19 protein-coding genes are annotated in these 23,142 nt (G+C 71.1%); 5 read left to right on the forward strand and 14 right to left on the reverse strand.

The features are described 5' to 3' along the window. Positions 1 to 92: 92 nt before the first annotated feature. The 11 genes from araA to F9C41_RS25320 all read right to left on the reverse strand — a co-directional run bounded on the left by araA (position 93) and on the right by F9C41_RS25320 (position 12,730). Entirely contained in the window at positions 93 to 1,595 is a 1,503-nt protein-coding gene (araA, locus tag F9C41_RS25270) for an L-arabinose isomerase (RefSeq protein ID WP_155389331.1), read from the reverse strand. Positions 1,596 to 1,624: 29 nt separating this feature from the next. Next, complete coding sequence (gene yjfF / locus F9C41_RS25275; protein ID WP_155389332.1) at positions 1,625 to 2,614, reverse strand: galactofuranose ABC transporter, permease protein YjfF; 990 nt, start codon at positions 2,612 to 2,614, stop codon at positions 1,625 to 1,627. Continuing rightward, positions 2,611 to 3,681 carry an ABC transporter permease gene (locus F9C41_RS25280; RefSeq protein ID WP_155389333.1) on the reverse strand — a complete coding sequence of 357 codons (1,071 nt, stop codon included), beginning with the start codon at positions 3,679 to 3,681 and terminating at the stop codon, positions 2,611 to 2,613. The genes yjfF and F9C41_RS25280 overlap by 4 nt, the downstream gene beginning before the upstream one ends. Then, positions 3,678 to 5,219, reverse strand: coding sequence for a sugar ABC transporter ATP-binding protein (locus tag F9C41_RS25285; protein WP_155389334.1), 1,542 nt, complete (start codon positions 5,217 to 5,219; stop codon positions 3,678 to 3,680). The genes F9C41_RS25280 and F9C41_RS25285 overlap by 4 nt, the downstream gene beginning before the upstream one ends. Positions 5,220 to 5,406: 187 nt before the next feature. Next, entirely contained in the window at positions 5,407 to 6,408 is a 1,002-nt protein-coding gene (locus tag F9C41_RS25290; RefSeq protein ID WP_196279935.1) for an ABC transporter substrate-binding protein, read from the reverse strand. A 146-nt stretch (positions 6,409 to 6,554) separates the two neighbouring features. Beyond that, the gene (locus F9C41_RS25295) at positions 6,555 to 7,235 is read right to left on the reverse strand and encodes an L-ribulose-5-phosphate 4-epimerase (protein WP_155389335.1); all 681 of its coding nucleotides are present in this window, start codon (positions 7,233 to 7,235) and stop codon (positions 6,555 to 6,557) included. Continuing rightward, the gene (gene araB, locus F9C41_RS25300) at positions 7,232 to 8,899 is read right to left on the reverse strand and encodes a ribulokinase (protein WP_155389336.1); all 1,668 of its coding nucleotides are present in this window, start codon (positions 8,897 to 8,899) and stop codon (positions 7,232 to 7,234) included. The genes F9C41_RS25295 and araB overlap by 4 nt, the downstream gene beginning before the upstream one ends. 424 nt (positions 8,900 to 9,323) lie before the next feature. Further along, on the reverse strand, positions 9,324 to 10,595 hold the full coding sequence (locus tag F9C41_RS25305; RefSeq protein WP_155389337.1) for a L,D-transpeptidase: 1,272 nt from the start codon (positions 10,593 to 10,595) through the stop codon (positions 9,324 to 9,326). Positions 10,596 to 10,708: 113 nt separating this feature from the next. Then, the gene (locus tag F9C41_RS25310) at positions 10,709 to 11,293 is read right to left on the reverse strand and encodes a hypothetical protein (protein WP_155389338.1); all 585 of its coding nucleotides are present in this window, start codon (positions 11,291 to 11,293) and stop codon (positions 10,709 to 10,711) included. Between the two features lie 60 nt (positions 11,294 to 11,353). Beyond that, a complete protein-coding gene (locus tag F9C41_RS25315; RefSeq protein ID WP_155389339.1) occupies positions 11,354 to 11,725 on the reverse strand; it encodes a hypothetical protein in 372 nt (123 codons plus the stop codon). 108 nt (positions 11,726 to 11,833) lie between these two features. Continuing rightward, a complete protein-coding gene (locus tag F9C41_RS25320; RefSeq protein ID WP_155389340.1) occupies positions 11,834 to 12,730 on the reverse strand; it encodes an RNA polymerase sigma-70 factor in 897 nt (298 codons plus the stop codon). Positions 12,731 to 12,945: 215 nt separating this feature from the next. On the opposite strand from F9C41_RS25320, the gene F9C41_RS25325 reads away from it, so the two are divergent. Then, positions 12,946 to 13,332, forward strand: a complete 387-nt coding sequence (locus F9C41_RS25325; protein ID WP_155389341.1) for a DoxX family protein — start codon at positions 12,946 to 12,948, stop codon at positions 13,330 to 13,332. A 272-nt stretch (positions 13,333 to 13,604) separates the two neighbouring features. Further along, positions 13,605 to 16,262 (forward strand): ricin-type beta-trefoil lectin domain protein, encoded by a 2,658-nt coding sequence (locus tag F9C41_RS25330; RefSeq protein WP_196279936.1) that lies wholly within the window; start codon positions 13,605 to 13,607, stop codon positions 16,260 to 16,262. 47 nt (positions 16,263 to 16,309) lie between these two features. Here the strand turns inward: F9C41_RS25330 and F9C41_RS25335 are convergent, their stop codons facing one another. The 3 genes from F9C41_RS25335 to F9C41_RS25345 form a co-directional block, all read right to left on the reverse strand. Next, the gene (locus F9C41_RS25335; RefSeq protein ID WP_155389342.1) at positions 16,310 to 17,029 is read right to left on the reverse strand and encodes a transporter substrate-binding domain-containing protein; all 720 of its coding nucleotides are present in this window, start codon (positions 17,027 to 17,029) and stop codon (positions 16,310 to 16,312) included. A gap of 127 nt (positions 17,030 to 17,156) precedes the next feature. Further along, positions 17,157 to 17,324, reverse strand: a complete 168-nt coding sequence (locus tag F9C41_RS41485) for a carbohydrate-binding protein (protein WP_155389343.1) — start codon at positions 17,322 to 17,324, stop codon at positions 17,157 to 17,159. Between the two features lie 333 nt (positions 17,325 to 17,657). Further along, positions 17,658 to 18,569, reverse strand: coding sequence for a helix-turn-helix domain-containing protein (locus F9C41_RS25345; RefSeq protein WP_155389344.1), 912 nt, complete (start codon positions 18,567 to 18,569; stop codon positions 17,658 to 17,660). A gap of 141 nt (positions 18,570 to 18,710) precedes the next feature. Here F9C41_RS25345 and F9C41_RS25350 point away from each other — a divergent pair, with 141 nt between their 5' ends. From F9C41_RS25350 to F9C41_RS25360, 3 genes are all read left to right on the forward strand, one after another. After that, on the forward strand, positions 18,711 to 20,069 hold the full coding sequence (locus F9C41_RS25350) for an alpha-lytic protease prodomain-containing protein (protein ID WP_230690002.1): 1,359 nt from the start codon (positions 18,711 to 18,713) through the stop codon (positions 20,067 to 20,069). Between the two features lie 92 nt (positions 20,070 to 20,161). Then, positions 20,162 to 22,513, forward strand: a complete 2,352-nt coding sequence (locus F9C41_RS25355) for a M4 family metallopeptidase (protein ID WP_230690003.1) — start codon at positions 20,162 to 20,164, stop codon at positions 22,511 to 22,513. Between the two features lie 106 nt (positions 22,514 to 22,619). Beyond that, positions 22,620 to 23,018, forward strand: a complete 399-nt coding sequence (locus F9C41_RS25360; protein WP_230690004.1) for a PPOX class F420-dependent oxidoreductase — start codon at positions 22,620 to 22,622, stop codon at positions 23,016 to 23,018. Positions 23,019 to 23,142 lie beyond the last annotated feature (124 nt).

A 23,142-nucleotide genomic window follows, 5' to 3' on the forward strand; every position in this document is an offset into this window, starting at 1 on the left:
CATCTTTCGTCGCGGACGGCCGACAGCTCGACGGATGCGCGCGCCCCGGCCCGCTCGGGCACACGCATCCGTCGTCATCGGTGGGGCGGGGGTCAGAATCCGCGGGCCAGCCGGTAGTACGCCTGGTTCCAGCGGATCTCGTCGGCGAACCGGCGGGTGGTGGTGTCGGCGTCGATCACGACCAGTTCGGTGCGCGCCATCTCGGCCAGGTCGTGCAGCTCCTCGACGCCCACGGCCTGCGACAGCACGGTGTGGTGCGGGGCCCCGGCGGTGATCCACGCCTCGGCGGAGCCGGCCAGCGACGGCCGGGGACGCCACACCGCGCGGGCGACGGGCAGCTTCGGCAGCGGCTGCGGCGGGGCGACGACGTCGATCTCGTTGGCCACCAGCCGGAACCGCTCGCCCATGTCGGCCAGGCCCATCACCACGGCGGGACCGGGCTGGGCGTCGAACACCAGCCGGACCGGGTCCTCCCGGCCGCCGATGCTCAGCGGGTGGATCTCCACGTTGGGCGTGTCCGCGGCGATGGTCGGGCAGACCTCCAGCATGTGCGCCCCGAGCACCAGCTCCTGGCCCGGGGTGAGGTCGTAGGTGTAGTCCTCCATGAACGAGGTGCCGCCGGTGGTGCCGACCGACATCGCCTTCAGCGTGCGCACCAGCACCGAGGTCTTCCAGTCGCCCTCGCCGCCGAAGCCGTAGCCGTCGGCCATCAGCCGCTGCACCGCGATGCCGGGCAGCTGCCGCAGGCCGCCCAGGTCCTCGAAGTTGGTGGTGAACGCGCGGAAGCCGCCCGCCTCGAGGAAGTTGCGCAGGCCGGCCTCGATGCGGGCGGCGTAGCGCAGCGACTCGTGGCGCTCGCCGCCGGCCCGCAGCTCGGCGGCCATGCGGTAGCTGTCCTCGTACACCTTGACCAGCTCGTCGATCTGGGTGGCGGGCACCGCCTCGACCGCGTCGACCAGGTCGTTGACGCCATAGGTGTTGACCGAGACGCCGAAGCGCAGCTCGGCCTCGACCTTGTCGCCCTCGGTCACCGCGACGTCGCGCATGTTGTCGCCGAAGCGCGCCAGCCGCAGCGAGCGCATCGCCGACCAGCCGATCGCCGCGCGGGTCCACGCGCCGACCCGGGCGACCACCCGCGGGTCGGACACGTGGCCGGCGACGGTCTTGCGGGCGACGCCGAGCCGGGTCTGGATATACCCGAACTCGCGGTCGCCGTGCGCGGCCTGGTTGAGATTCATGAAGTCCATGTCGATCTCGTCCCAGGGCAGCAGCACGTTGGCCTGGGTGTGCAGGTGCAGCAGCGGTGTCGTCAACGCATCCAGCCCGGAGATCCACATCTTCGCCGGGGAGAAGGTGTGCATCCAGGCGATCACCCCGACGGCGCCCTGCGCGGCGGCCTCGCGGCACACCTGCAGGATCTCGCTGCTGGAGGTGAGGACGGGCTTCCAGACCACCCGCGCCGGGATGCCCGGCGACTCGTCGAGGATGCGGGCGATCTCCCGGGACTGGCCGGCGACCTGACGCAGGGTGTCTTCGCCGTACATGCCCTGGCTGCCGGTGAGGAACCAGACCTCGGGCTGGGGATGCGTTGTCATGTTCGTGCCTTCCGCGAAACGGGTCGGGGTTACTTCTTGCGGATGCCGATGAGGCGTTGGAGCAGGATGAACGCGAACAGCAACCCACCGATCACGATCTTGGTCCACCACGAGTTGAGGCTGCCGTCGAAGGTGATGAGGGTCCGGATCACGCCGAGGACGAGCACGCCCAGCACGGTGCCGAAGACATAGCCGGAGCCGCCGGTGAGCACCGTTCCGCCGATCACGACGGCGGCGATGACGTCGAGTTCCATGCCGACGGCGATCAGCGGGGCGCCGGACAGCGTGTAGAACGACAGCAGGATGCCGCCGATCGCCGAGCACAGCCCGCTGATGGCGTACACCGCGATCTTCGTCTGGCCGACTGGCAGGCCCATGAGCAGCGCCGACTGCTGGTTGCCGCCGAGGGCGTAGACGTTGCGGCCCAGCCGGGTGTACGCGAGCACGAACGCGCCGACGATGACGACCACGAAGGCGACCAGCACGCTGATCGACACGAAGTTGCCCTTCGGGTCGCCGATCCGCTCCTGGGCCATGGAGGTCCAGAACGGGTCGGTGATCGGGATCGACGACTTGCTGATGAACGTGCACATGCCGCGGGCGAAGAACATCCCGGCCAGCGTCACGATGAACGGCTGGATCTCGAAGAAGTGGATGACGCAGCCCATCAGGAAGCCCAGCATCGGTCCGACGAGCAGTGCGATCACCAGCACCGGCGCGGGGTGCACGCCGCCCTGCAGCAGCGACGCCGACATCATGGCGGTCATCGCGACGACCGAGCCGACGGACAGGTCGATGCCGCCGGTGAGGATCACGAAGGTCATGCCGACCGCGACGACGAGCAGGAAGCCGTTGTCGATGAAGACGTTGAAGATGACCTGGACGTTGGAGAAGGCGCGGTACTGCGAGACGCCGACGCCGTACATGACCAGCAGCAGGGTGAGCGTGGCCAGCACCGGCACGTACCGCTGCGGGATGCGCCACCAGTCGCGGGTGGGGGTGAGTGAGGTCGTGGTCATGCCGGCACCTGCTCCTTCGGCTGGTCGGCCGCCGTCGGCGCGGCGGGGGCGGCTGGTCGGCGTCGCGCGAACCGGGCCCGGAACGCGGGGGCCTGGATGAGGCAGACCGCGATCACCACGACGGCCTTGAACAGCAGCGAGGTCTGCGGCGAGATGTTCATGGCGTACACGGTCGTGGTCAGGGTCTGGATGAGCAGCGCGCCGAGGATGGTGCCGCCGAGCGAGAACCGCCCGCCGGCCAGCGAGGTGCCGCCGATCACGACCGCGAGGATCGCGTCGAGCTCGATCCACAGGCCGGCCGCGTTGCCGTCGGCGCTGGACACGTTCGCCGTGATCATGAAGCCGGCGATGCCCGCGCACACGGCGCTGATGACGTACACCAGGAAGGTGATGCGGCCGGAGCGGATGCCCGCCAGGCGGCTGGCCTCGGCGTTGCCGCCCACCGACTCGATGATCATGCCGAGTGCGGTGCGCCGGGTGACCGCGGCGACCACCAGCGCCACGCCTGCCGCGATGAAGATCGCCAGTGGCAGGGTGAGCAGGTAGCCGACGCCGACGGCCTTGTACGGCTCGGAGTTGATGGTGATGATCTGGCCCTCGGTGATCAGCTGCGCGAGTCCGCGACCGGCCACCATCAGGATCAGCGTGGCGATGATCGGCTGGATGCCGATGATCGAGACCAGTGCCCCGTTCCACACGCCGAGCACGAGCGAGAGCCCGACGCCCAGGGCCAGCGCCACCAGCACGCCGCCGAGTGCGTTCTGGTCGGGCTGCTGGCTGATGTGCAGGCAGGCGATCGCGCCGCTGATCGCGCACACCGAGCCGACCGACAGGTCGATGCCGCCGGTCGCGATGACCAGCGTCATGCCGAGCCCGACCAGGATCAGCGGAGCGGCCAGCCGCAGGATGTCGATGAGGCTGCCGTAGAGGTGGCCGTCCTTCATCTCGACCGACAGGAACCCGGGCCGGTAGATGGTGTTGGCCACCAGCAGCGCGATCAGCGCGACGACGGGCCAGAAGAGCGAGTGACCGGTGACGGCGGCCCACCGTGCCTTCGAGGTGCTCATGCTTCGGGCCCTTCGTGGTGCGTGCCGCTGGCGATGGTCTGCATGACGCGGTCGGCGTCCACCGTGTGGTCGTTGGCCAGCTCGGTGACCAGCTGCCGGTCGCGCATGACGGCGATCTTGTGGCTGAGCCGCAGCACCTCCTCCAGCTCGGCGGAGATGAACAGCACCGCCATACCGCCGTCGGACAGCTGCACGACCAGCTTCTGGATCTCGGCCTTGGCACCGACGTCGATGCCGCGGGTGGGCTCGTCGAGGATCAGCAGCCGCGGCTCGGTGATCAGCCACCGGGCCAGCAGGACCTTCTGCTGGTTGCCGCCGGACAGGTTGCGCACCGGGATCTCGGGGTCGGCCGGGCGGATGCTCAGCGCCTTGACGTACTTGTCGACCAGCTCGTCCTGGCGGCGGCGCGGGATCGGTCGCAGCCAGCCGCGGGCCGCCTGCATGGCGAGGATGATGTTCTCGCGCACGCTCAGCTCGCCGACCAGGCCCTCGGTGCGCCGGTTCTCGGAGCAGAACGCGATGTCGTGGCCGATGGCGGCGATCGGATTGCGCAGCGACGTGGGCTTGCCGTCGACGGCGACCTTGCCGTGGTCGGCACGGTCCGCACCGAACAGCAGCCGGGCCACCTCGGTGCGGCCGGAGCCGAGCAGCCCGGCCAGGCCGACGACCTCACCGGCGTGGATGGTGAGGCTGAACGGCACCACCGAACCCTTGCGGCCCAGCTCCTCGGCCTGCAGGAACGGCGTGTTCGCCTCGATCGCGGCCAGGTCGCGCTTGGCGTGCTCGTCCAGGCTCTCCAGCACGTCGAGCTCTTTGCCGATCATCTTCTCCACCAGGGCGAGCTGGGGCAGCTCGGCGGTCGGGTACTCCCCCACCAGGCGGCCGTTGCGCAGCACGGTGATCCGGTCGGCGATGCCGTAGACCTGATCGAGGAAGTGGGTCACGAAGATGATCGCGATACCTTCGTCGCGCAGCTGGCGCATGATGCGGAACAGCTGCTCCACCTCGGTCGCGTCGAGACTGGAGGTGGGCTCGTCGAGGATGAGCACCCGGGCCTGGATGTCGATGGCGCGGGCGATGGCGACCATCTGCTGCACGGCGAGGGAGTACGTGCCCAGCAGCTGCGTCACGTCGATGTGCAGGTCGAGCTTGACCAGCAGGTCACGGGCCCGGCGGCGCATCTCGCCCCAGCGGATCGCGCCCAGGGTGCGCGGCTCGCGCCCGATGAAGATGTTCTCCGCCACCGACAGGTTGGCGCAGAGGTTGACCTCCTGGTACACGGTGCTGACCCCGGCGGCGGCCGCCTGCATGGGGCCACTGAACGACACCTGCTGGCCGGCCAGACTGATGACGCCCGCGTCGTTGCCGTACACGCCGGTGAGCACCTTGATCAGGGTGGACTTGCCGGCGCCGTTCTCGCCCATCAGGGCGTGCACCTCGCCGGGGAAAAGCCGGAAGTCCACGCCGTCGAGCGCGCGCACCCCCGGGAAGGACTTGCTGATGGCGGTCATCGTCAGGACCGGTTGCCTACCCGACATCCCATCCGACCTTTCGCTGAGTTCTTGGGCATGGACCGCCGCGGCCGTCCGGCAGCGGACCAGGGTCGGCACGGCGGCGAGGACGTCGGCCGAAGGGGCGGGACGTGCCCGCGGGTCCGGCTCCGTCTGCGGTGAGGACTGGAGGACGGGGCCGCCGCACAGCACGTGCGGCGGCCCCGGGGTGAAATCAGTACTTGCGGTTCGGCAGAGCCGCCTTGGCCTGCTCCGGCGTGAAGGTGCCCTCTTCGGTCTCGATGCGCTGGGGGATCGTCTCCCCCTTCGAGACCTTCTTGACCAGGTCCATCAGCTGGGGCCCGAGCAGCGGGCTGCACTCGGCGATGAAGTTGAACTTGCCGTCGGCCAGGGCCTGCATGCCGTCCTTGACCGCGTCGATCGTGATGATCTTGATGTCCTTGCCCGGCACCTTGCCCGCGGCGGTGATCGCCTCGAGCGCACCCAGACCCATGTCGTCGTTGTGCGCGAACAGCACGTCGATCTTCGGGTTCGCCTTCAGGAACTGCTCCATGACGGCCTTGCCGCCGGCGCGGGTGAAGTCACCGGTCTGTGACGCGATGACCTTCAGGTTCGGGTTGGCCGCGATGGCGTCCGCGAAGCCCTTCTTGCGGTCGTTGGCCGGGGCCGAACCCGTGGTGCCCTGCAGCTCCACGATGTTCACCGCGCCCGTGGCCGACTTCATCTCGTTGACCAGCCACTCACCGGAGAGCTTGCCCTCCTTGACGAAGTCCGAGCCGATGAACGTCTTGTACAGCGACTTGTCCGCCGAGTCCACCGAGCGGTCGGTCAGGATCACCGGGATGCCGGCGTCCTTGGCCTCCTTGAGCACGGTGTCCCAACCCGACTCCACCACCGGCGAGAAGGCGATGACGTCGACCTTCTGCTGGATGTAGTTGCGGATGGCCGTGATCTGGTTCTCCTGCTTGCCCTGCGCGTCGTCGAACTTCAGCTCGATGCCGGCCGCCGTGGCGGACTCCTTGATCGAGTTGGTGTTCGCGGTGCGCCAGCCGCTCTCGGCGCCGACCTGCGAGAAGCCGAGCGTCAGCTTGCCGTCGTCGGCCGGCGTCCCGCCGGTGTCGCTGTTGCCGCACGCGGCCAAACCGGTCGCGAGCAGAGTTGCGGTCAACACCGCGACGGCGCGGCGTCGCGTGATGGCCTTGCCCATGGTGAGCATGCGATCTCCTTGGAATGAGGATGGGCCTACCCCCGCGCGCCGTGTGGGACGTCGGCGCGCGGCCTGCGCTGTGGTGCTGGTGGAGCGGTGATACTGCGGTGAGAGGATCCGGGTGGTGCGACCGCCGGCGCCGAACCGGCGGGGGTCTAGCGTCCGGTCTGGCCTGTCGCGGCCTGGCCGTATACGTTCTGGTAGCGGTCGTAGAGGGAGTCCACATCCGCCTGCGCCATCGGCAGCGGCTGCCCGAGTGCCCGGGCCAGGTGTGCGGTACGGGCGACGTCCTCGCACATCACCGCGGCCTTGACCGCGGCGCGGGCGTCCTTGCCGATGGTGAACACCCCGTGGTTGCGCATCAGCACCGCCGGCGAGCGGTGCCCGGACAGGGTGGCCACGATGCCCTTGCCGATGTCGTCGCCGCCGATCAGTGCGAAGGGCCCGACTGGGATCTCCCCGCCGAACTCGTCGGCCTGCGCCGTCAGGTGGCACGGGATGGCCTCGCCCCGCGCCGCCCACGCCGTGGCGTACGTGCTGTGCGTGTGCACGACCCCGCCCACCTCGGGCATGGCCCGGTAGACGTAGGCGTGCGCGGCGGTGTCGCTCGACGGCGACAGGTCGCCCTCGACGACCACGCCGTCCAGATCGCAGACGATCATGTTCGCCGGGCTGAGGTCGTCGTAGGACACCCCGCTGGGCTTGATGACCAGCAGGTCCTGCCCCGGCACCCGAGCCGACACGTTGCCGGCGGTCCAGGCCACCAGGCCGTATCGCGTCAGCTCCCCGTGCAGCGACGAGACGGTCTGCCGCAGCGCGGCGAGGACCTCGGTCATGCCGCCACCTCCAGCGCCACGGTCGGCTCGTCGGCCGAGCCCAGCTGGGCGGCGTTGCGGATGGCGCGCAGCCGCGACATCACGTCGTTCGCCCCGCGTCCGAAGTGGTCGTGCAGCGTGCGGTACTCGGCGTAGAGCGCATCGTAGGCGCGGGCCCGGTCCGGATCGGGCTGATAGACGCCCCGCTCGACGCGGCCCATCGCCTCCGATGCCTCGTGCACGTCCAGGTAGGCCCCGGCGGCGACCGCGGCGTGGATCGCCGAGCCGAGCGCCGGGCCCTGCGCCGAGCCGATGATGCTCAGCGGCCGGTCGGTCACGTCGGCGTAGATCTGCATCAGCAGCCGGTTCGAGGTCAGGCCGCCCGCGACCACCAACTCGGTGACCGGCACCCCCGCCACCGCGAACGCCTCCATGATCATGCGGGTGCCGTACGCGGTCGACTCCAGCAGTGCCCGGTAGACGTCCGCCGGGCGGGTGGCCAGGGTCAGCCCGACGATCAGGCCGGACAGGTCGTGGTTGACCAGCAGCGAGCGGTTGCCGTTCCACCAGTCCAGCGCGATCAGGCCGTGGCCGCCGACCGGCTGCGCGGCGGCCAGCTCGGACAGCCGCTCGTGCGAGTCGAAGCCCGCCGGGGCGGCGTGCTCCACGAACCAGCCGAAGATGTCGCCGACGCCGCTCTGCCCGGCCTCGTATCCCCAGGCGCCCGGGCTGATGCCGCCGTCCACGACGCCGCACATGCCGGCCACCTCGGCCGGGACCGTGCCGTTGACGACGTGGCAGGTCGAGGTGCCCATGATGGCGACGAGCCGGCCCGGGTCGAGGGCCTGCGCGGCGGCGGCGGTGACGTGCGCGTCGACGTTGCCGACCGCGACCGCGATGCCCGCCGGCAGCCCGGTCCATGCGGCGGCCTCGGCGGTCAGCGAACCCGCCCGGCCGCCCAGCGGCAGCAGCGGCCCGTCCAGCTTCGACACGAAGCCGGCGAAGCCGGGGTTCAGCGCGGCCAGGTAGTCCTTGGACGGGTAGCTGCCGTCCTGGAAGATGCCCTTGTAGCCGGCGGTGCAGACGTTGCGGGTCTCGACCCCGCAGAGCTGCCAGATGATCCAGTCCGCGGCCTCGATCCAGCGCTCGGCCCGGTCGTAGACCTCCGGATCCTCCTCCAGCAGCTGCAGACCCTTGGCATACTGCCACTCCGCGGAGATCTTGCCGCCGTAGCGGCCGATCCACGGCTCGCCGCGCTCGTGGGCCAGGGCGTTGATGCGGTCGGCGTGCGGCTGCGCGGCGTGGTGCTTCCACAGCTTCACCCACGCGTGCGGACGGTGGCGCAGCTCCGGCACCTCGCACAGCGGCGTGCCGTCGGCCAGCGCCGGCAGCACCGTGCACGCGGTGAAGTCGGTGCCGATGCCGATCACGTCGGCCGGGTCCACGCCCGCCGCGGCCAGCGCCGCCGGGACCGCGTTGCGCAGCACGTCGCGGTAGTCGTCGGGGTCCTGCAGCGCCCAGTCCGGCGGCAGCGGCGAGCCGGAGGCGGCGAGCACGCCGTCCATGACGCCGTGGCGGTACTCGTGCACCGCCGTGCCGACCTCGGCGCCGTCGCTGACACGGACCACCAGGGCCCGGCCGGACAGCGTGCCGTAGTCGACGCCGACGACGTACCGGTCGCTCATGTCTTCCTCCGCTCGGTTGCTGGCACACAGTGTTAGCGCTCACATGAAGGTGCGTCAAGACACGCCAACGCAACAGATACGTAACGGCGGCCGGTACCGAACGGCCCGAGAATTCGCGCGACACTTCACGCAGGCGGCATGGCGGATGTGCGGCCCGTCATCGGGCATCCCTTGACGCGGACCGATGTGTGCGTTAACACTATCGCTGCAACCGAGTCCGGCGTTCGACCGGATCGAGTCCGCGGACATGCCGTGCGCCCGGCCGGCGTCGGCAGCTCGACGGCGGGCGGGGGTGGCACTTCATGCGGTGAGAGCGGCACCCCCGCCCGCTCCACGCGGTCTGTCCGAACAGGACGGTCCGCGCGAGCACGCTCACATCCGCAGGCCCCGAGCCGGGCCTACGGAAGGAGGGACAACACGCCGGTCAGGCGACCGGCGAGGGCGAGGACGAGGGTGCGGCCTCCGCGGGCGTGTACGGGATCGCGCTGCCCTTGACGTACTCGTCCCAGGGCTTGTCCCAGTCGGTCCAGCCGTTGCCGTACTGCAGCTTGCGCGGCGTGCCCTTGGTGACGACCGGGTCGCCGATCATCGTCTGCTCGAACAGCCACTTGGCATCCGCCAGGGACATGTTGACGCAGCCGTGCGAAACGTTGCGCACACCCTGGTCCTTTACCGACCACGGGGCCGCGTGGATGAACTCGCCGCCCCAGGTCAGCCGCTGCGCGTACTCGATGTTGGTCCGGTACCGGTTTGCTGGATTCGGGTCGTTCGTCGTGTCGAACACCGTCTTGGCCAGGCGCTCGATGATGACGGTGGTGCCGCTCGACGAGGGCATGCTCGCCCGGCCGAGGCTGACCCGGATGGTGCGCACGGTGACGCCGTCCTTGACGACCTTCATCACCTTCGGCTTGGCCTTGTCGTCGATCGTCATGACCAGCGACCGGCCGACGGCGCAGGTCAGCGTCGAGTTGCGCTTGCCGAAGTAGCCGTCGCCCAGCGGCAGGCCGCCCGCGCGCACGTCGACGAAGACCTTGGTGCCGGTCTGCCAGAACTCCCGCGGCCGCCAGTGCAGCTCATCGGGGGTGTACCACGTCCAGATGCCCTCCTGCGCCGGCGTCGTCTGCACCAGCAGCCGTCGCTGCAGCACCGCCCGCTGCGCCTCGGGGATCTTGCGGCTGAGCCGGAAGATCAGCGGCATGCCGACACCCATCACGGCGTCGTCGGGCAGGAAGCTGACGATGCTGACGACCTTGTCCGGCTGCGCCATGGTCGTGAACGTCGACGTCGCCGTGGCGGGCCTGCCGTCGTCGCCGGTCGCGGTGACCGTGACGGTGTAGGCCGTCCCGTACGCCAGGGACTTGGCCGGCAGCCAGCCCTTGCCGTCGGGGTGCAGCTCCCCCGTCACCTCGGCGCCGGCCGCGTCCTTGAGCATGACCTGCGTGGAGACCGCGTCGGTCGCGGCGAACACGATCTCGGCCGATGCGGGGACCTCCGTCGCGGCGGCCGCCGGTTCGGTGATCGTGACGTGGGCCTTGGGCGGCGGACCTTCCGGACTCTGGCCGGGCGAGCCCGTCCCGGACGGCGACTTGCTGCCCGTGCAGGCGGCCAGGCCGATCGCGGCGCCCGTCAGGCCCAGGGCGGCGAGGGCAGACCGGCGCGTCAGCGGGCCGAGGTCGGGGCGGGGGAAGGAGGGCATGCATTCCTCACCAGGTCACGGGGGTGTGTGCCGGTCCATCGGGGGAGGGAGCCGACAACGGCGATCCCGGACAACTGTACGCCGCGATCCGTGAAGGTCCCTCACACTCCCGACTAGGCCCGGAGCCCACCCGCGACCGCCGGCTCGGCACGGTCCGCCGGGCTCACGGCACCCGCGACGAGCGCCGTGAGCGCGTCCGCCGACTCGCTGGTGAGCCAGTAGACGCCACCCTGCAGGCTGTTGGACTTCTCGAGCATCCCGTCTGCGACGCCTTTGAGCCCACGGATCACCCCGCGGGCGTTGCGCCACGTCAGCTCCGCCAGCAGCTCGCCGGGAACGGCCAGGTCGAACCGCACCGGCGTGGCGTCCACATGCACGGCCGAGGCTCCGCAGCCGTCGGCGCCCAGCATCGCCCAGTCCGCGTGCCCAGGAAACGCCGGGTCACGCCAGCTCAGCGGATCCGCGCCGCAGCATTCGCCGCGCTGCTTGTCGCGTACCCGCAGCCGACTCACCACGTACAGCACCCGCCGGTTCACGTGCAGCGCGAAGACGTCGTCCCCGACACCGGGCCTGCTCCACCGGGGAAGCGAATTGTGGACCCCGCTGAACGCGACCGGCGGGCGCTGCCCGATCCGGCCCGCCCTGCGCAGCTCGCGGCAGGTGTCGTGGGTCCACAGGACCGTGTACGCGTTCGCCATGGCGGTGAGCTTAGGAGCGGCGTCCGACAGGCCCATGCGTGTCTGATCCGCCGTCGGACGTCAGCGGAAGCCGTCGCGGAGCCGCCGGAAGAAGCCGCCCTCCATGGGCAGCGAGGCTGCGGGCGGCGGGGCCACGGCGCGCTGGCGGGCGATCGGCTGGTCGTAGTCGGTGCGCGCGATCGCGTCGATGACCTGCTCCTCGGTGAAGTCCTCGGAGCCGGGGATGTGTGGGACGAACCCGACGAGCATCCCGTCGCGTAGCACCTGCGCCTCGAGGCCCGCGGTGCCGTCGGTGTCCCAGAGCGCCTCGCGGCCGTCGGGCAGGGCGATCCGAACACCGACCTTGCGGTGCCCTCCCCCGAGGGACAGGTGCGCGGGGACTCCACGGTCACGCAGGCGGTCGACCACTCGCCGAGCACGGTTCTCGTCCATGCACCCACGGTAGCCAGCCACGCTGGGCAGACGCTGAAAACCACGCCGACCGCGAGCAGACCCGCGCAACCGGTGGCCCGGCCCGAGGTCGGCGAGCCCTTTCGGCACTCAGCGGCTCAGGCTCGTCTCCCGTTGCACCCGCGACAGCTTCTCGGGGTTGCGCACGAAGTAGAGCCCGGTGACGGCCCCGCCCTCCACTCGCGCCGCCACGACGGTGTCGAGCTCCCCGTCGAGCCGCATGAGCAGACCCGGGCAGCCGTTGACCTGAACCGGCTCGAACGAGAGCTGGGCGCCGACCTTCTTCCAGCCGGCGGCCAGCAGGCGAGCCACCTTGTCGGCCCCTACCACGGGCCGCAGCACAGCCTGCCTGAGTCCGCCGCCGTCGCTCAGCACGACGACGTCCGGGGCGAGGAGGTCCAGCAGGGACTGCATGTCACCCGTCTGGACCGCCCGCTGGAAGGCGTCGAGCACGGCCCGGGTCTCGGCCGGGGAGACGATGTCACGCGGTCGGCGTGCGGCGACGTGCGCCCGAGCCCGGTGGGCGATCTGGCGGACCGTGGCCGGGCTCTTGCCCACCGCCTCCGCGATCTCGTCGTATCCGAGATCGAACACCTCGCGCAGCACGAACACCGCCCGCTCGGTTGGCCCGAGCGTCTCCAGCACCAGCAGCATCGCCATCGACACGCTGTCGGCGAGTTCGACGTCCTCGGCCACGTCGGGCGTGGTCAGCAGCGGCTCGGGCAGCCAGGAACCGATGTAGGACTCCTTGCGCCGGCCGAGGACACGCAGCCGGCTGAGCGCCTGCCGGGTGGTGATCCTGACCAGGTACGCCCGCGGATCCCGTACCTGTTCGAACTCGACGCCCACCCAGCGCAGCCACGTCTCCTGGAGGACATCCTCCGCGTCCGCCGCCGAGCCGAGCATCTCGTAGGCGACGGTGAAGAGCAGGTTGCGGTGCGCGACGAACACCTCGGTGGCCGGGCCCGGCCCGCCGTCCTCGTTCATCTGCGGTCTCCTGTCTGACTTGTCGGCAAACACGAGACGCCGGACGCGGCCGATCTGCGACAGCCCCGATTCGTGACGCGCGTCACGCGGGCGCGCTGTCACGTATGCCACGCCATCGGCATCCCATGTCCGAAACAGCTCGGCCCGAAGCGGCCGGGACCCCGTCGCCACTCCCGCCGTGCGGCCGGAGAGGCTCGACTTCGAGGAGAGACCTCATGAACCTCGCGCTGTGGATCGTCGCCGGACTGCTCGCCACCGCCTACCTGTTCAGCGGCGCCGGCAAGCTGATCCTGCCAAAGGAGCGGATCGCCGCCTTCGGGCCCAGCGCGAAATGGGTCGAGGACTTCAGCGCGGGTGCCGTGAAGACCATCGGAGCACTCGAGGTGCTGGCCGCGGTCGGCCTGATCCTGCCCGCCGTGCTCGACATCGCGCCGATTCTGGTGCCGCTGGCCGCCGTCGGCCTGATGATGATCATGACCGGGGCGGCGATCACCCGCATCCGGCGTCGCGAGTACACCCTCATGATCGTGGACCTGGTCTATCTCGTCCTGGCCGGCTTCGTGGCGTGGGGTCGCTTCGGCCCCGAGTCTTTCATCGGCTGACCGGGCGCGGCCAGGGTGACGAGTTCTGCGTGCTGTCCTCGCGCCGCGCCTGATCGCAGCCGCGAGCCGCCCGCCGGCATGTGTCCGGGCGATGTCCAGACCTTGACAGTCGTGTATCTCTACGAGTATCAATTAGCTGCAAATAACGTTATAGAGCCGATGTGCTCAGCGACGGCGACGATCCACTACGGAGCGTCGACGTCTGCCTTCCCGACCGCGATGAGGCTTTCGGCGACGCCTCGTCAGGCCCGGTAACGACCCTGGGAGACCCCATGCACCCAGCACGTCATCGACGTCGCCTGCGGACCGCCGTCCTCCACGGCGCCCTCGGCATCCTCACCGTCATCGGCGGCCTCACCGCCGCCACGGCTCCGGCCGCGGCCGCGCCCGCGCAGCCGTCCCCGCTGACCACGCCGTGGACCAGCCAGGCGCTCAACGGCACCCCGCTGCCGGAGTATCCGCGCCCGCAGATGACCCGCCCCGACTGGCTGAACCTCAACGGCGAGTGGCAGCTGAGCCAGTCCACCACCAACGGCGCACCCGTTTTCGGCCAGACCCTGCCCGAGCGGGTCAACGTGCCGTTCCCGGTCGAGTCCGCGCTGTCGGGCATCAAGCGCGCCGCCAACGACAACCGCTACTACCTGACCTACCGCCGCACCTTCACCGTGCCGGCCGGCTGGGCCGGACGCCGCGTGCAGCTGCACTTCGGCGCGGTCGACTGGCGCACCACGGTATGGGTCAACGGTGTCCAGGTCGGCACCCACACCGGCGGCTACGACCGGTTCGAGTTCGACGTCACGGCGCAGCTCAACGGGGGCACCAACGAGCTGATCGTGCGGGTCTTCGACCCGACCGACTCCGGCGCCGAGGGCAGCAACCCGGCTCGCGGCAAGCAGGTCCGCAACCCCGGCGGCATCTTCTACATCCCCACCTCGGGCATCTGGCAGACGGTCTGGATGGAGCCGACCCCGACCTCGTCCATCTACAGCGCCGACCTCTATGCCAACCTGGCCAACAACACCCTGCGGATCCGGGTGTTCACCCGCGGCGACGTCACCGGGCACTCGGTGTACGCCGAGGCGCTCAACGGCACGACCGTGGTCGGCACCGCCACCGGCGGCTTCACCGAGTTCACCGTGCCGGTGCCCAGCGCGCGGCGCTGGTCGCCCGACGACCCGTTCCTCTACAACCTGCGGCTGTCGCTGCGTAACAGCGGCGGCACGACGGTCGACCAGACCATGCACTACTTCGGCATGCGCGAGGTCGGCAAGGCCGTCATCAACGGCAAGCTGATGCCGACCCTCAACGGCCAGTTCGTCATGCACAACGGCACCCTCGACCAGGGCTTCTGGCCCGACGGCCTGTACACCGCGCCGACCGACGCGGCGCTGGCCGGCGACCTCCAGAAGATCAAGGACCTCGGCTTCAACATGGTCCGCAAGCACATCAAGGTCGAGCCGCAGCGCTGGTTCTACCACGCCGACCGCCTCGGCCTGCTGGTCTGGCAGGACATGCCGAGCAAGGGCGACCCGGGCAACGCGGCGCAGCAGGCGCAGTGGGAGACCGAGTTGCGCGAGGTCGTCGACGAGCACCGCTCCTCCCCCGCCGTGGTCGTGTACGTGCCGTTCAACGAGGGCTGGGGCGAGTGGAACCTCGCCGACACGTCGCGGGTCGCGCAGAACGTCAAGAACCAGGACCCGACCCGGCTCGTCAACCCGCACAGCGGCTACAACTGCTGCGCGTCCAAGGGCGATCCCGGCAACGGCGACATCATGGACTGGCACATGTACGTCGGCCCGGACTCGCCCACCCCGACGGCCACCCGCGTCGCGATGCTCGGCGAGTACGGCGGCATGGGCCTGCGCTCACCCGGCCACGAGTACAGCCCGAACGGCAGCTTCGGGGCGTACGAGATGCACACCAGCACCCAGTCCATCACCGACCGCTTCGTGGGCCTGATCAACTCGTCCACCAACCTGATGTACACCCGTGGCCTGTCCGGCCTGGTCTACACGCAGCCGTTCGACGTCGAGGGCGAGGTCAACGGCTTCTGGACGTACGACCGGCAGGTGCTCAAGTTCGACGCGGCCCGGGTCCGGGCCGCCAACCAGGGCATCATCGCCGCGTCCAAGGCGCTCAACACCAGCCCGCCCCCCGGCCAGCGCATCATCGGCCCCGGCGGCAAGTGCGTCGACGTCGCGGCCGACGACACCGGCGGCAACGGCGCGGCCGTCCAGCTGTGGGACTGCCAGGCGACCTCCGGCGACCAGCGCTGGACCTGGGACGGCAGCGCGCTGCGCACCCTGGGCCGCTGCATGGACGCCACCGGCAACGGCACCGCCAACGGCACCCTGATCCAGCTGTGGGACTGCAACGGCGGCGGCGCGCAGCAGTGGGTGCAGCAGGCCAACGGCTCGCTGCGCAACCCGCAGTCGAACCGCTGCCTCGACTCGCCCAGCGGCTCCACCGCCAACGGCGCGCGGCTGCAGCTGTACGACTGCAACAGCAGCGCGGCGCAGGTGTTCCGGGTCGGCGGCGGATCCACCGCGGCCAGCAACATCATCGGCCCCGGCGGCAAGTGCGTCGACGTCGCCGCCGACGACACCGGGGTCAACGGGGCGGCCGTCCAGCTGTGGGACTGTCAGTCCTTCGCCGTGGACCAGAAGTGGGCCTGGGACACCACCACCCTGCGCACCCTGGGCCGCTGCATGGACGCCACCGGCAACGGCACCGCCAACGGCACCCTGATCCAGCTGTGGGACTGCAGTGCCGCCGGGTCCCAGCAGTGGATACCGCAGGCCAACGGCTCGCTGCGCAACCCGCAGTCCGGCCGCTGCCTCGACTCGCCCAACGGCTCCACCGCCAACGGCACCCGCCTGCGGCTGTGGGACTGCAACGGCAGTCCCGCCCAGCAGTTCCTGAAGCAGTAGCGAACCCGGTGGTGACGGCGGTTCCCGCGCCGTCACCACCGCCGCGCTCAGCCCGCCGGGGCGACCGTCGCGTCGAGCCGGCCCGAGCGGCGCAGCGACTCGGCCACGAACCCCGACGCCTTCAGCTCCTCGACGAGGTCGTGCAGGAACCGGACGGTCTGCGGGTCCCGGTCCCGCCTCGTGCCCACGGCCTGCTTGATCTGCATGAAGGCTTCATCGACCACTCGTACGCCGGGATCGGCGGCCGCGTAATCGGCCATCGGTTGCCGGATGCCCGCCCCCACCTCCAGACCGTCGGCACGGAACACCTGGACACCCTCCTCACCGCGGACGACCTCGGCCTGCTCCAGGGTGCGCGACAGAAACAGGTCGTACGCCGACCCCCGCTTCACCCCGACACGCACGCCGGGCCGGTCGACGTCGTCAGGCGAGCCGATCGGCGAGTCCACCGGTACGACGTACACCGCCTCGATGACGGCGTACGGCGCGGTGAACGCCACCTCGGACTCGCGGACCGGTTCGACGGCCAGGAAGCAGATGTCGGCCTGGCCGGAGGTCAGCGCCTCGAATGACTTACGGGCGGCGTCGAAGCACACGAACTCGACGGCCACGCCCAGCCGCGCCCCGACCTCGCGCGCGATGTCCACGGTCACCCCGCTCGGCGCGTCCGGTGTGCCCTGCGCCAGCACCGGGTTGCCGAGATTGATGGACGCCCGCAACACCCCGGTCGAAGCCAGGTCCCGCACGACCTCACCACTAACGATCATGACCGAAGCCTAGGCCACGACCCGCCGCGCCCCTCGCCCACGGGCCCCGGCGGAGGTCTGCTGTTTCGGGGAAACTGCAGCAATCGGGTGGTTCTTTCGTGCGGTTCCCCCGAAACAGCAGGACCCGTCAGAGGCGGCGCCAAAGGGCGGGGGTGTTCGGCGGTTCCCAGCCGGGCAGCGAGGTGTGGGCGATCTGGCAGGCGTAGGTCAGGCCACTGGAGGTGACCTGCGCACCGACGGTATACGGCTGGTAGGGCTGCCAGGTGCCGCCACCGCCGGGCGTCCAGCAGCGCACCGGCGATGGGCTGGCACGCCAGGCCGGCCACGTAACCGGTCAGCGTGAGCCGGGTACCCGCGCCGTCGACCATGGTGGTGCGCAGCGGCGAGCCGGGCTTGAAGCACGGTCCCTCCATCTGTGGCGGAGTGAGCTCGTCGTCGTCGCAGGACTCGGGCGTGACCGTGAGTGGCTGCCCGGAGGGCGTGCTCGCCAGCGCGGGCACGCCTGCCAGCAGCAACGGCACGGCCGGCACGACCAGCGCCGTACGGAGCAGGGTCTTGCGCGAGATGCCCGGGATGCGGGCCTCGCCGTCGTTCATGGGGTCTCCTTCGTGAGGCGTCGACGGGAACCCTAGAGCGGCGCATAGCCGCCGTTCGACGGACGCGATCGGCTGTTCGTGGTGTTTTCGGGGACGCCCCACGTCCACGAGGCCGCCCGCCGGAACTCCCCCGCACTCGACCCGGTCTCCCGGCGGAAGAACCGGCAGAAGTACGCCTGGTCGGCGAAACCCAGCTCGCGGGCGATCTGCGCGATGCTCAGCCGGGTGCCCGCGAGCAGCCGCATCGCCTCCACAGTGCGCGCGTGGCGGATCAGCTCGCCGGGCGTTCGCCCGGTCACGTCACGGACCGCCTCCCCGAGGTAGCCCTGCGACACGCCCAGCGTCGACGCGCTCTCGCGGACCGAGTGCCGCCCGCCGCCAGGCCCCATCAGCAGGTCGAGGAACCGGGCCGCGAGGTCGGCCCGCTGCCCGGTCGCGACCGGCGGGGCGGGCGTGCCGGCGGCGCGGGCGGCCTTGGTCAGCAGGATGCGCAGGTATGCCTGCACCACCCCGAGCGAGTCCGCGGCAGGCTCGCCGTACTCCCGCCGCATGTGCCTGACCAGCGTGAACGCCTCCTCGGCGACGTCGGGCGCGAGTCTGCGACATGGCTGGTGCGCGAGCAGGTGCAGCAGTTCACGGACCCGAGGGCAGCCCGCGAGGAACTCCTCGCCGAATAGGATCAGCCAGCCGTCCAGGTCCGCCAGGTCCTGCCAGTGGTGGGCCCGACCCGGCAGCACCACCGCCAGTTGCGGCGGCTCCAATGGGTACGCGGCGAGGTCGACCACGTGCGCGCCGGTGCCCGCGCGGACCAGCACCACCTCGTAGAAGGTGTGCCGGTGTGGGAACGGGGCGTGCGACATCGGGCCGAGCGCGGCGCACGTGTCGATCGCGAACGGCACCGACAGCGGCTGCGGCACCGTGAGCCGGTGCAGTGGCAGGGACATCCCCCGAGCCTGCTGCCTGGACCTCCGGCCCGGCAGATGTCATCCCGGTCCTATCACGCCCTGATGGCGGGTTTACCTATCGTAAAGAATATGACTTGTTTGGAACTACAAGGTTTCCAGTGGTCTTCCTAGATTCCCCCTGTGGTCACCAAATCCAAGATCCTCACTGCACTGATCGCCGTGGCGGCGCTCTCCTCCGCCATGGTGATCACGTCGGCCGCCACCGCCGGCTCGGCTTCCCCCGTCCCCGCGCCGCTGCCCGTCGCCGCGGACCGTGGCATGGTCCACGAACTCGCCCGTACCCTGCGCATCAGTCCTGATCAGGCACTGGCCCGGCTGGGCCGGGAGGCGGCCTTCGCCCGTACCGAGCAGAGCCTGCGCCGCACCCTCGGCAACGGCTTCGGCGGGGCCTACCTCAACGACGACGCCTCGGCGCTGACGGTCGCGCTGACCAGCGCCGCCGACAGCGCACGGGTGCGGGCGGCCGGGGCCGTCCCGGTCACCGTCGCGCACAGCGAGGCCCGGCTCGTCGACGGCACGGCCCGGCTCGACCGCCGCGCCGCCACCGCACCGAAGCAGGTGCCCGGCTGGTACGCGGACGTGCGCACCAACCGCATCGTCGTGCTCTACCGCGACGGCGCGCTCGACCCGGCCCGCGCCTGGGTGGCGGCCGGCGGCCTGGACACCGCCGTGGTCCGGTTCGAGGCCAGCACGGAGCAGCCGCGCCCGCTGATCGACATCGTCGGCGGCAACGCCTACTACATCGGCAGCGGCACGCGCTGCTCGGTCGGGTTCGCAGTGACCGGCGGTTTCGTCACCGCCGGGCACTGCGGCAGCGCCGGTGCGTCCACCACGCAGCCCAGCGGCACGTTCGCCGGGTCGAGCTTCCCGGGCAACGACTACGCCTGGGTGCGGGCGGCCGCCGGGAACACGCCCCGAGCGCAGGTCAACCGCTACCCGGGCACCGTGCCGGTCGCCGGTTCGCAGGCCGCCGGGGTCGGCGCGTCGGTGTGCCGGTCGGGTTCCACCACCGGCTGGCACTGCGGCACCGTCAACGCCCTCAACAGCTCGGTGACCTACCCGCAGGGCACCGTCACCGGCCTCATCCGCACCAACGTCTGCGCCGAGCCCGGCGACTCGGGCGGCTCGCTGATCGCCGGTGACCAGGCGCAGGGCGTGACCTCCGGCGGCTCGGGCAACTGCAGCTCCGGCGGCACCACGTACTTCCAGCCGGTCAACGAGATCCTGCAGACCTACGGCCTGACCCTGACCGTCAGCGGCGGCACCCCGCCCACGAACCCGCCGAGCCCGACCGCCGGGCCCACCGGTCCGCCGCCGGGATGCGGCGGGCTGCCCGGCTGGAGCGCCACCACGGCGTACGCCCCCGGCGCGAACGTCGCCTACAACGCCCGACGCTACGAGTCGACCTGGTGGTCGACCGGCGCGGTGCCCGACGCCCCCGGCTCCTGGGCCGTCTGGGCCGACCGCGGCTCCTGCTGAACCTCCCCCTCAGGTGGCCTGGGTGTCCGTTCACGACGCCCAGGCCACCACCCCTCCACCCCCGCTGCGCAGCAGCAGAAGGAGTTCCTCCCGTGAAGTCCATCGGCAAACGGATCACGTTCGCGGCCACCGCCGCGGCCGTGGGTCTCGCCCTGGTGATCCCAGGGGTGTCCGACGCCAGACCGGCCGCCGAACCGGCGCGCGCCGCCAACCCGGCCGCGCTCGCTGCCGCAGCCGCCGACCGGGCCGCCGACAGCGGCTACGACGCGCTGGCCAAGGGCCCCGACGAATCGTTCGTACGCCGCGACGTCGTCGCCGGGTCCGGCGGGTTCCAGTACGTCTCCTACGAGCGCAGCCACCGCGGGCTGCCCGTCCTCGGCGGCGATGCCGTCGTCGTGACCGACGCCGCAGGAAACGTGCGCGGCACCGCGTCCGCCCTCGGCCGGGGCGTGCGCCTGGCCTCGACCACGCCGAAGGTGTCCGCCGCGCAGGCGGCGACCGTCGCCCGGCGGCAGCTCGACCAGGTCGGCCAGGCCACCCCGCCGCGGCTGGCCGTCCACGCCACCCCGGCCCGCGACCGGCTCGCGTACGAGGTCGTGCTCGAAGGCGTGCGCGCGAGCGCGCCGAGCCGCCTGCACGTCGTCGTCGACGCGGTCACCGCCGCGGTCCTCGACGTGCGCGATGACGTGCGCATGGGCACCGGCAGCGGCTACTACAACGGCCAGGTCGCCATCACCACCAGCGGCTCCGGCAGCTCCTGGTCCATGACCGACACCAGCCGTCCCGGCATCCGCTGCGGCGGCCAGGGCGGCACCGCGTACACCGGCACCGACGACGCCTGGGGCAACGGCTCCGGCACCAACCTGGAGACCGCGTGCGTCGACGCCCTCTACGCGGTGCAGCGCGAGTGGGACATGCTCGGCGCGTGGCTGGGCCGCAACGGCATCAACGGCAGCGGTGGCGGCTTCCCCGCGCGGGTCGGCCTGGCCGAGGTCAACGCCTACTGGAACGGCAGCTACACCAACTTCGGCCGCAACCAGGCGGGCACCGGCCAGGCCACCCCGATCGACGTGGTGGCGCACGAGTACGGCCACGCCATCTTCCAGACCACGCCGGGCGGGGCCGGGTCCGGCAACGAGAACGGCGGCCTCAACGAGTCCACCGGCGACATCTTCGGGGCCCTCACCGAGGCGTACGCCAACAACCCCAACGACCCGCCGGACTACCTCGTCGGCGAGGAGGTCAACCTCACCGGGTCGGGCCCGATCCGCAACATGTACAACCCGCAGGCGCTGGGCGACCCGAACTGCTACTCGTCGGCGATCCCGAGCACCGAGGTGCACGCCGCGGCCGGGCCGAACAACCACTGGTTCTACCTGACCGCCGTCGGCTCGGCCGGCGGTGGCGGCAACCCGGCCAGCCCGACCTGCAACGGCTCCACCGTCACCGGCATCGGCCTGCAGAAGGCGGGCCAGATCTACATGGCCGCGCTGAACCTGAAGACCTCGGCCTGGCGCTACGTCAACGTGCGTACGGCGACGCTGCGCGCGGCGGTCAACCTGTTCGGCGCTTCGTCGGCCGAGTGCCGCACCGTCAAGGCGGCCTGGGACGCCGTCAGCGTGCCCGCGCAGTCCGGCGAGGCGCAGTGCAGCACGGCACCCGGCAACGACTTCTCGCTGTCGGTCACCCCCGGCAGCGGCACCGTGCAGCGCGGCTCGGCCGTCACCACCACCGTCACCACGGCCACCACCTCGGGCAGCGCGCAGACGGTGAACCTCACCGCGAGCGGCCTGCCCTCGGGCGTGACGGCGAGCTTCAGCCCGGCGTCGGTCACCTCCGGCGGCTCCAGCACCCTCACCCTGACCGCGAGCGCGAACGCGGCGACCGGCTCAGCGGCGGTCGCGGTGACCGGCACCGGCGGCGTCACCCACAGCGCGACGTACACGGTGACGGTCACCAGCGTGCCGAGCGGCAACGACTTCAGCGTCTCGCTGTCGCCCGCCTCGGCCACGGTCGCGGCCGGTGGCAGCACCAGCGCGGCAGTCGCGACGGCGACCACGTCGGGCAGCGCGCAGACGGTGAGCCTGTCGGTGTCCGGTGCGCCGACCGGGGTCACGGCTTCGGTCAGCCCGGCGTCGGTGACCTCGGGCGGCGGCGCGACGCTGGCGGTCGCGGTCGCGGCGGGCACCACGGCGGGCACGTACCCGCTGACGGTGACCGCGGCGGGCACGTCGGCGACGCACACGGCCGTGTTCACGCTGACGGTGACCGGCGGCGGTGGCGGCTGCGGCGGCCTGCCGGCCTGGAGTTCCATTACGGCGTACGCACCTGACGCCGTCGTGTCGCACAACAGCCGCCGCTGGAAGTCGACCTGGTGGTCGACCGGCGCGGAGCCCGGCGCACCGGGTTCCTGGGCGGTCTGGTCCGACCAGGGCGCCTGCTGACGGCAGCCGGATGGACGGGGGCCGAACGCCGGGACGCGTTCGGCCCCCGTTCCGTGGCAACGGCCTGTTCGCCGGGCAGGTTCCGCGCCGCGCCCGGATGTGGGCGGTGTCTAAGCTGATCGGCGTGACCACCGCCGAGCAGTTCGCCCGCGCCAAGTACGTCAGCCTGACGACCTACCGCAAGGACGGCACGCCCGTGGCCACGCCGGTGTGGCTGGCGGTCGACGGCGGCGAGCTGTTCATCGTCTCGGACTCCGACGCGTGGAAGGTCAAGCGCATCCGGAAGACGAGCCGGGTGTCGTTGGCCGCGTGCGACGTCCGGGGCCGGGTCGCGCCCGACGCCGTACGCGTGGACGGCACCGCCCGGGTCCTCGACGACGCCGGCACCCAGCACGTCCGCCGGCTGATCGCCCGCAAGTACCTGATGTCGCGGGTGGGCAACTGGGCGGCACGCGTCCTGCACCTGCCGAAGAAGCCGGTCGTCGGCATCGCCGTGACGTTCTGAACGGACACGGGCGGCAGGCGCCCGGCGGTCCGTGCCCGATGTGGACGGCAAACGGAGTTTCCCCCACCGAAACGGTTGCGCACGGGGCTTCGGGATAAGAAGCTGTCTGAACCCCGTCGATCCG

The sequence above is a fragment of the Catellatospora paridis genome, assembly GCF_009720365.1.
GTDB lineage: Bacteria > Actinomycetota > Actinomycetes > Mycobacteriales > Micromonosporaceae > Catellatospora > Catellatospora paridis.

Coding starts and splice junctions, on each gene's coding strand:
- araB (WP_155389336.1), bottom strand. CDS start 8,899: ATGAGCGACCGGTACGTCGTCGGCGTCGACTACGGCACGCTGTCCGGC.
- araA (WP_155389331.1), bottom strand. CDS start 1,595: ATGACAACGCATCCCCAGCCCGAGGTCTGGTTCCTCACCGGCAGCCAG.
- F9C41_RS25335 (WP_155389342.1), bottom strand. CDS start 17,029: ATGATCGTTAGTGGTGAGGTCGTGCGGGACCTGGCTTCGACCGGGGTG.
- F9C41_RS25315 (WP_155389339.1), bottom strand. CDS start 11,725: ATGGACGAGAACCGTGCTCGGCGAGTGGTCGACCGCCTGCGTGACCGT.
- F9C41_RS25330 (WP_196279936.1), top strand. CDS start 13,605: ATGCACCCAGCACGTCATCGACGTCGCCTGCGGACCGCCGTCCTCCAC.
- F9C41_RS25285 (WP_155389334.1), bottom strand. CDS start 5,219: ATGTCGGGTAGGCAACCGGTCCTGACGATGACCGCCATCAGCAAGTCC.
- F9C41_RS25345 (WP_155389344.1), bottom strand. CDS start 18,569: ATGTCCCTGCCACTGCACCGGCTCACGGTGCCGCAGCCGCTGTCGGTG.
- F9C41_RS25280 (WP_155389333.1), bottom strand. CDS start 3,681: ATGAGCACCTCGAAGGCACGGTGGGCCGCCGTCACCGGTCACTCGCTC.
- F9C41_RS25325 (WP_155389341.1), top strand. CDS start 12,946: ATGAACCTCGCGCTGTGGATCGTCGCCGGACTGCTCGCCACCGCCTAC.
- F9C41_RS25290 (WP_196279935.1), bottom strand. CDS start 6,408: ATGCTCACCATGGGCAAGGCCATCACGCGACGCCGCGCCGTCGCGGTG.
- yjfF (WP_155389332.1), bottom strand. CDS start 2,614: ATGACCACGACCTCACTCACCCCCACCCGCGACTGGTGGCGCATCCCG.
- F9C41_RS25295 (WP_155389335.1), bottom strand. CDS start 7,235: ATGACCGAGGTCCTCGCCGCGCTGCGGCAGACCGTCTCGTCGCTGCAC.
- F9C41_RS25320 (WP_155389340.1), bottom strand. CDS start 12,730: ATGAACGAGGACGGCGGGCCGGGCCCGGCCACCGAGGTGTTCGTCGCG.
- F9C41_RS25305 (WP_155389337.1), bottom strand. CDS start 10,595: ATGCCCTCCTTCCCCCGCCCCGACCTCGGCCCGCTGACGCGCCGGTCT.
- F9C41_RS25310 (WP_155389338.1), bottom strand. CDS start 11,293: ATGGCGAACGCGTACACGGTCCTGTGGACCCACGACACCTGCCGCGAG.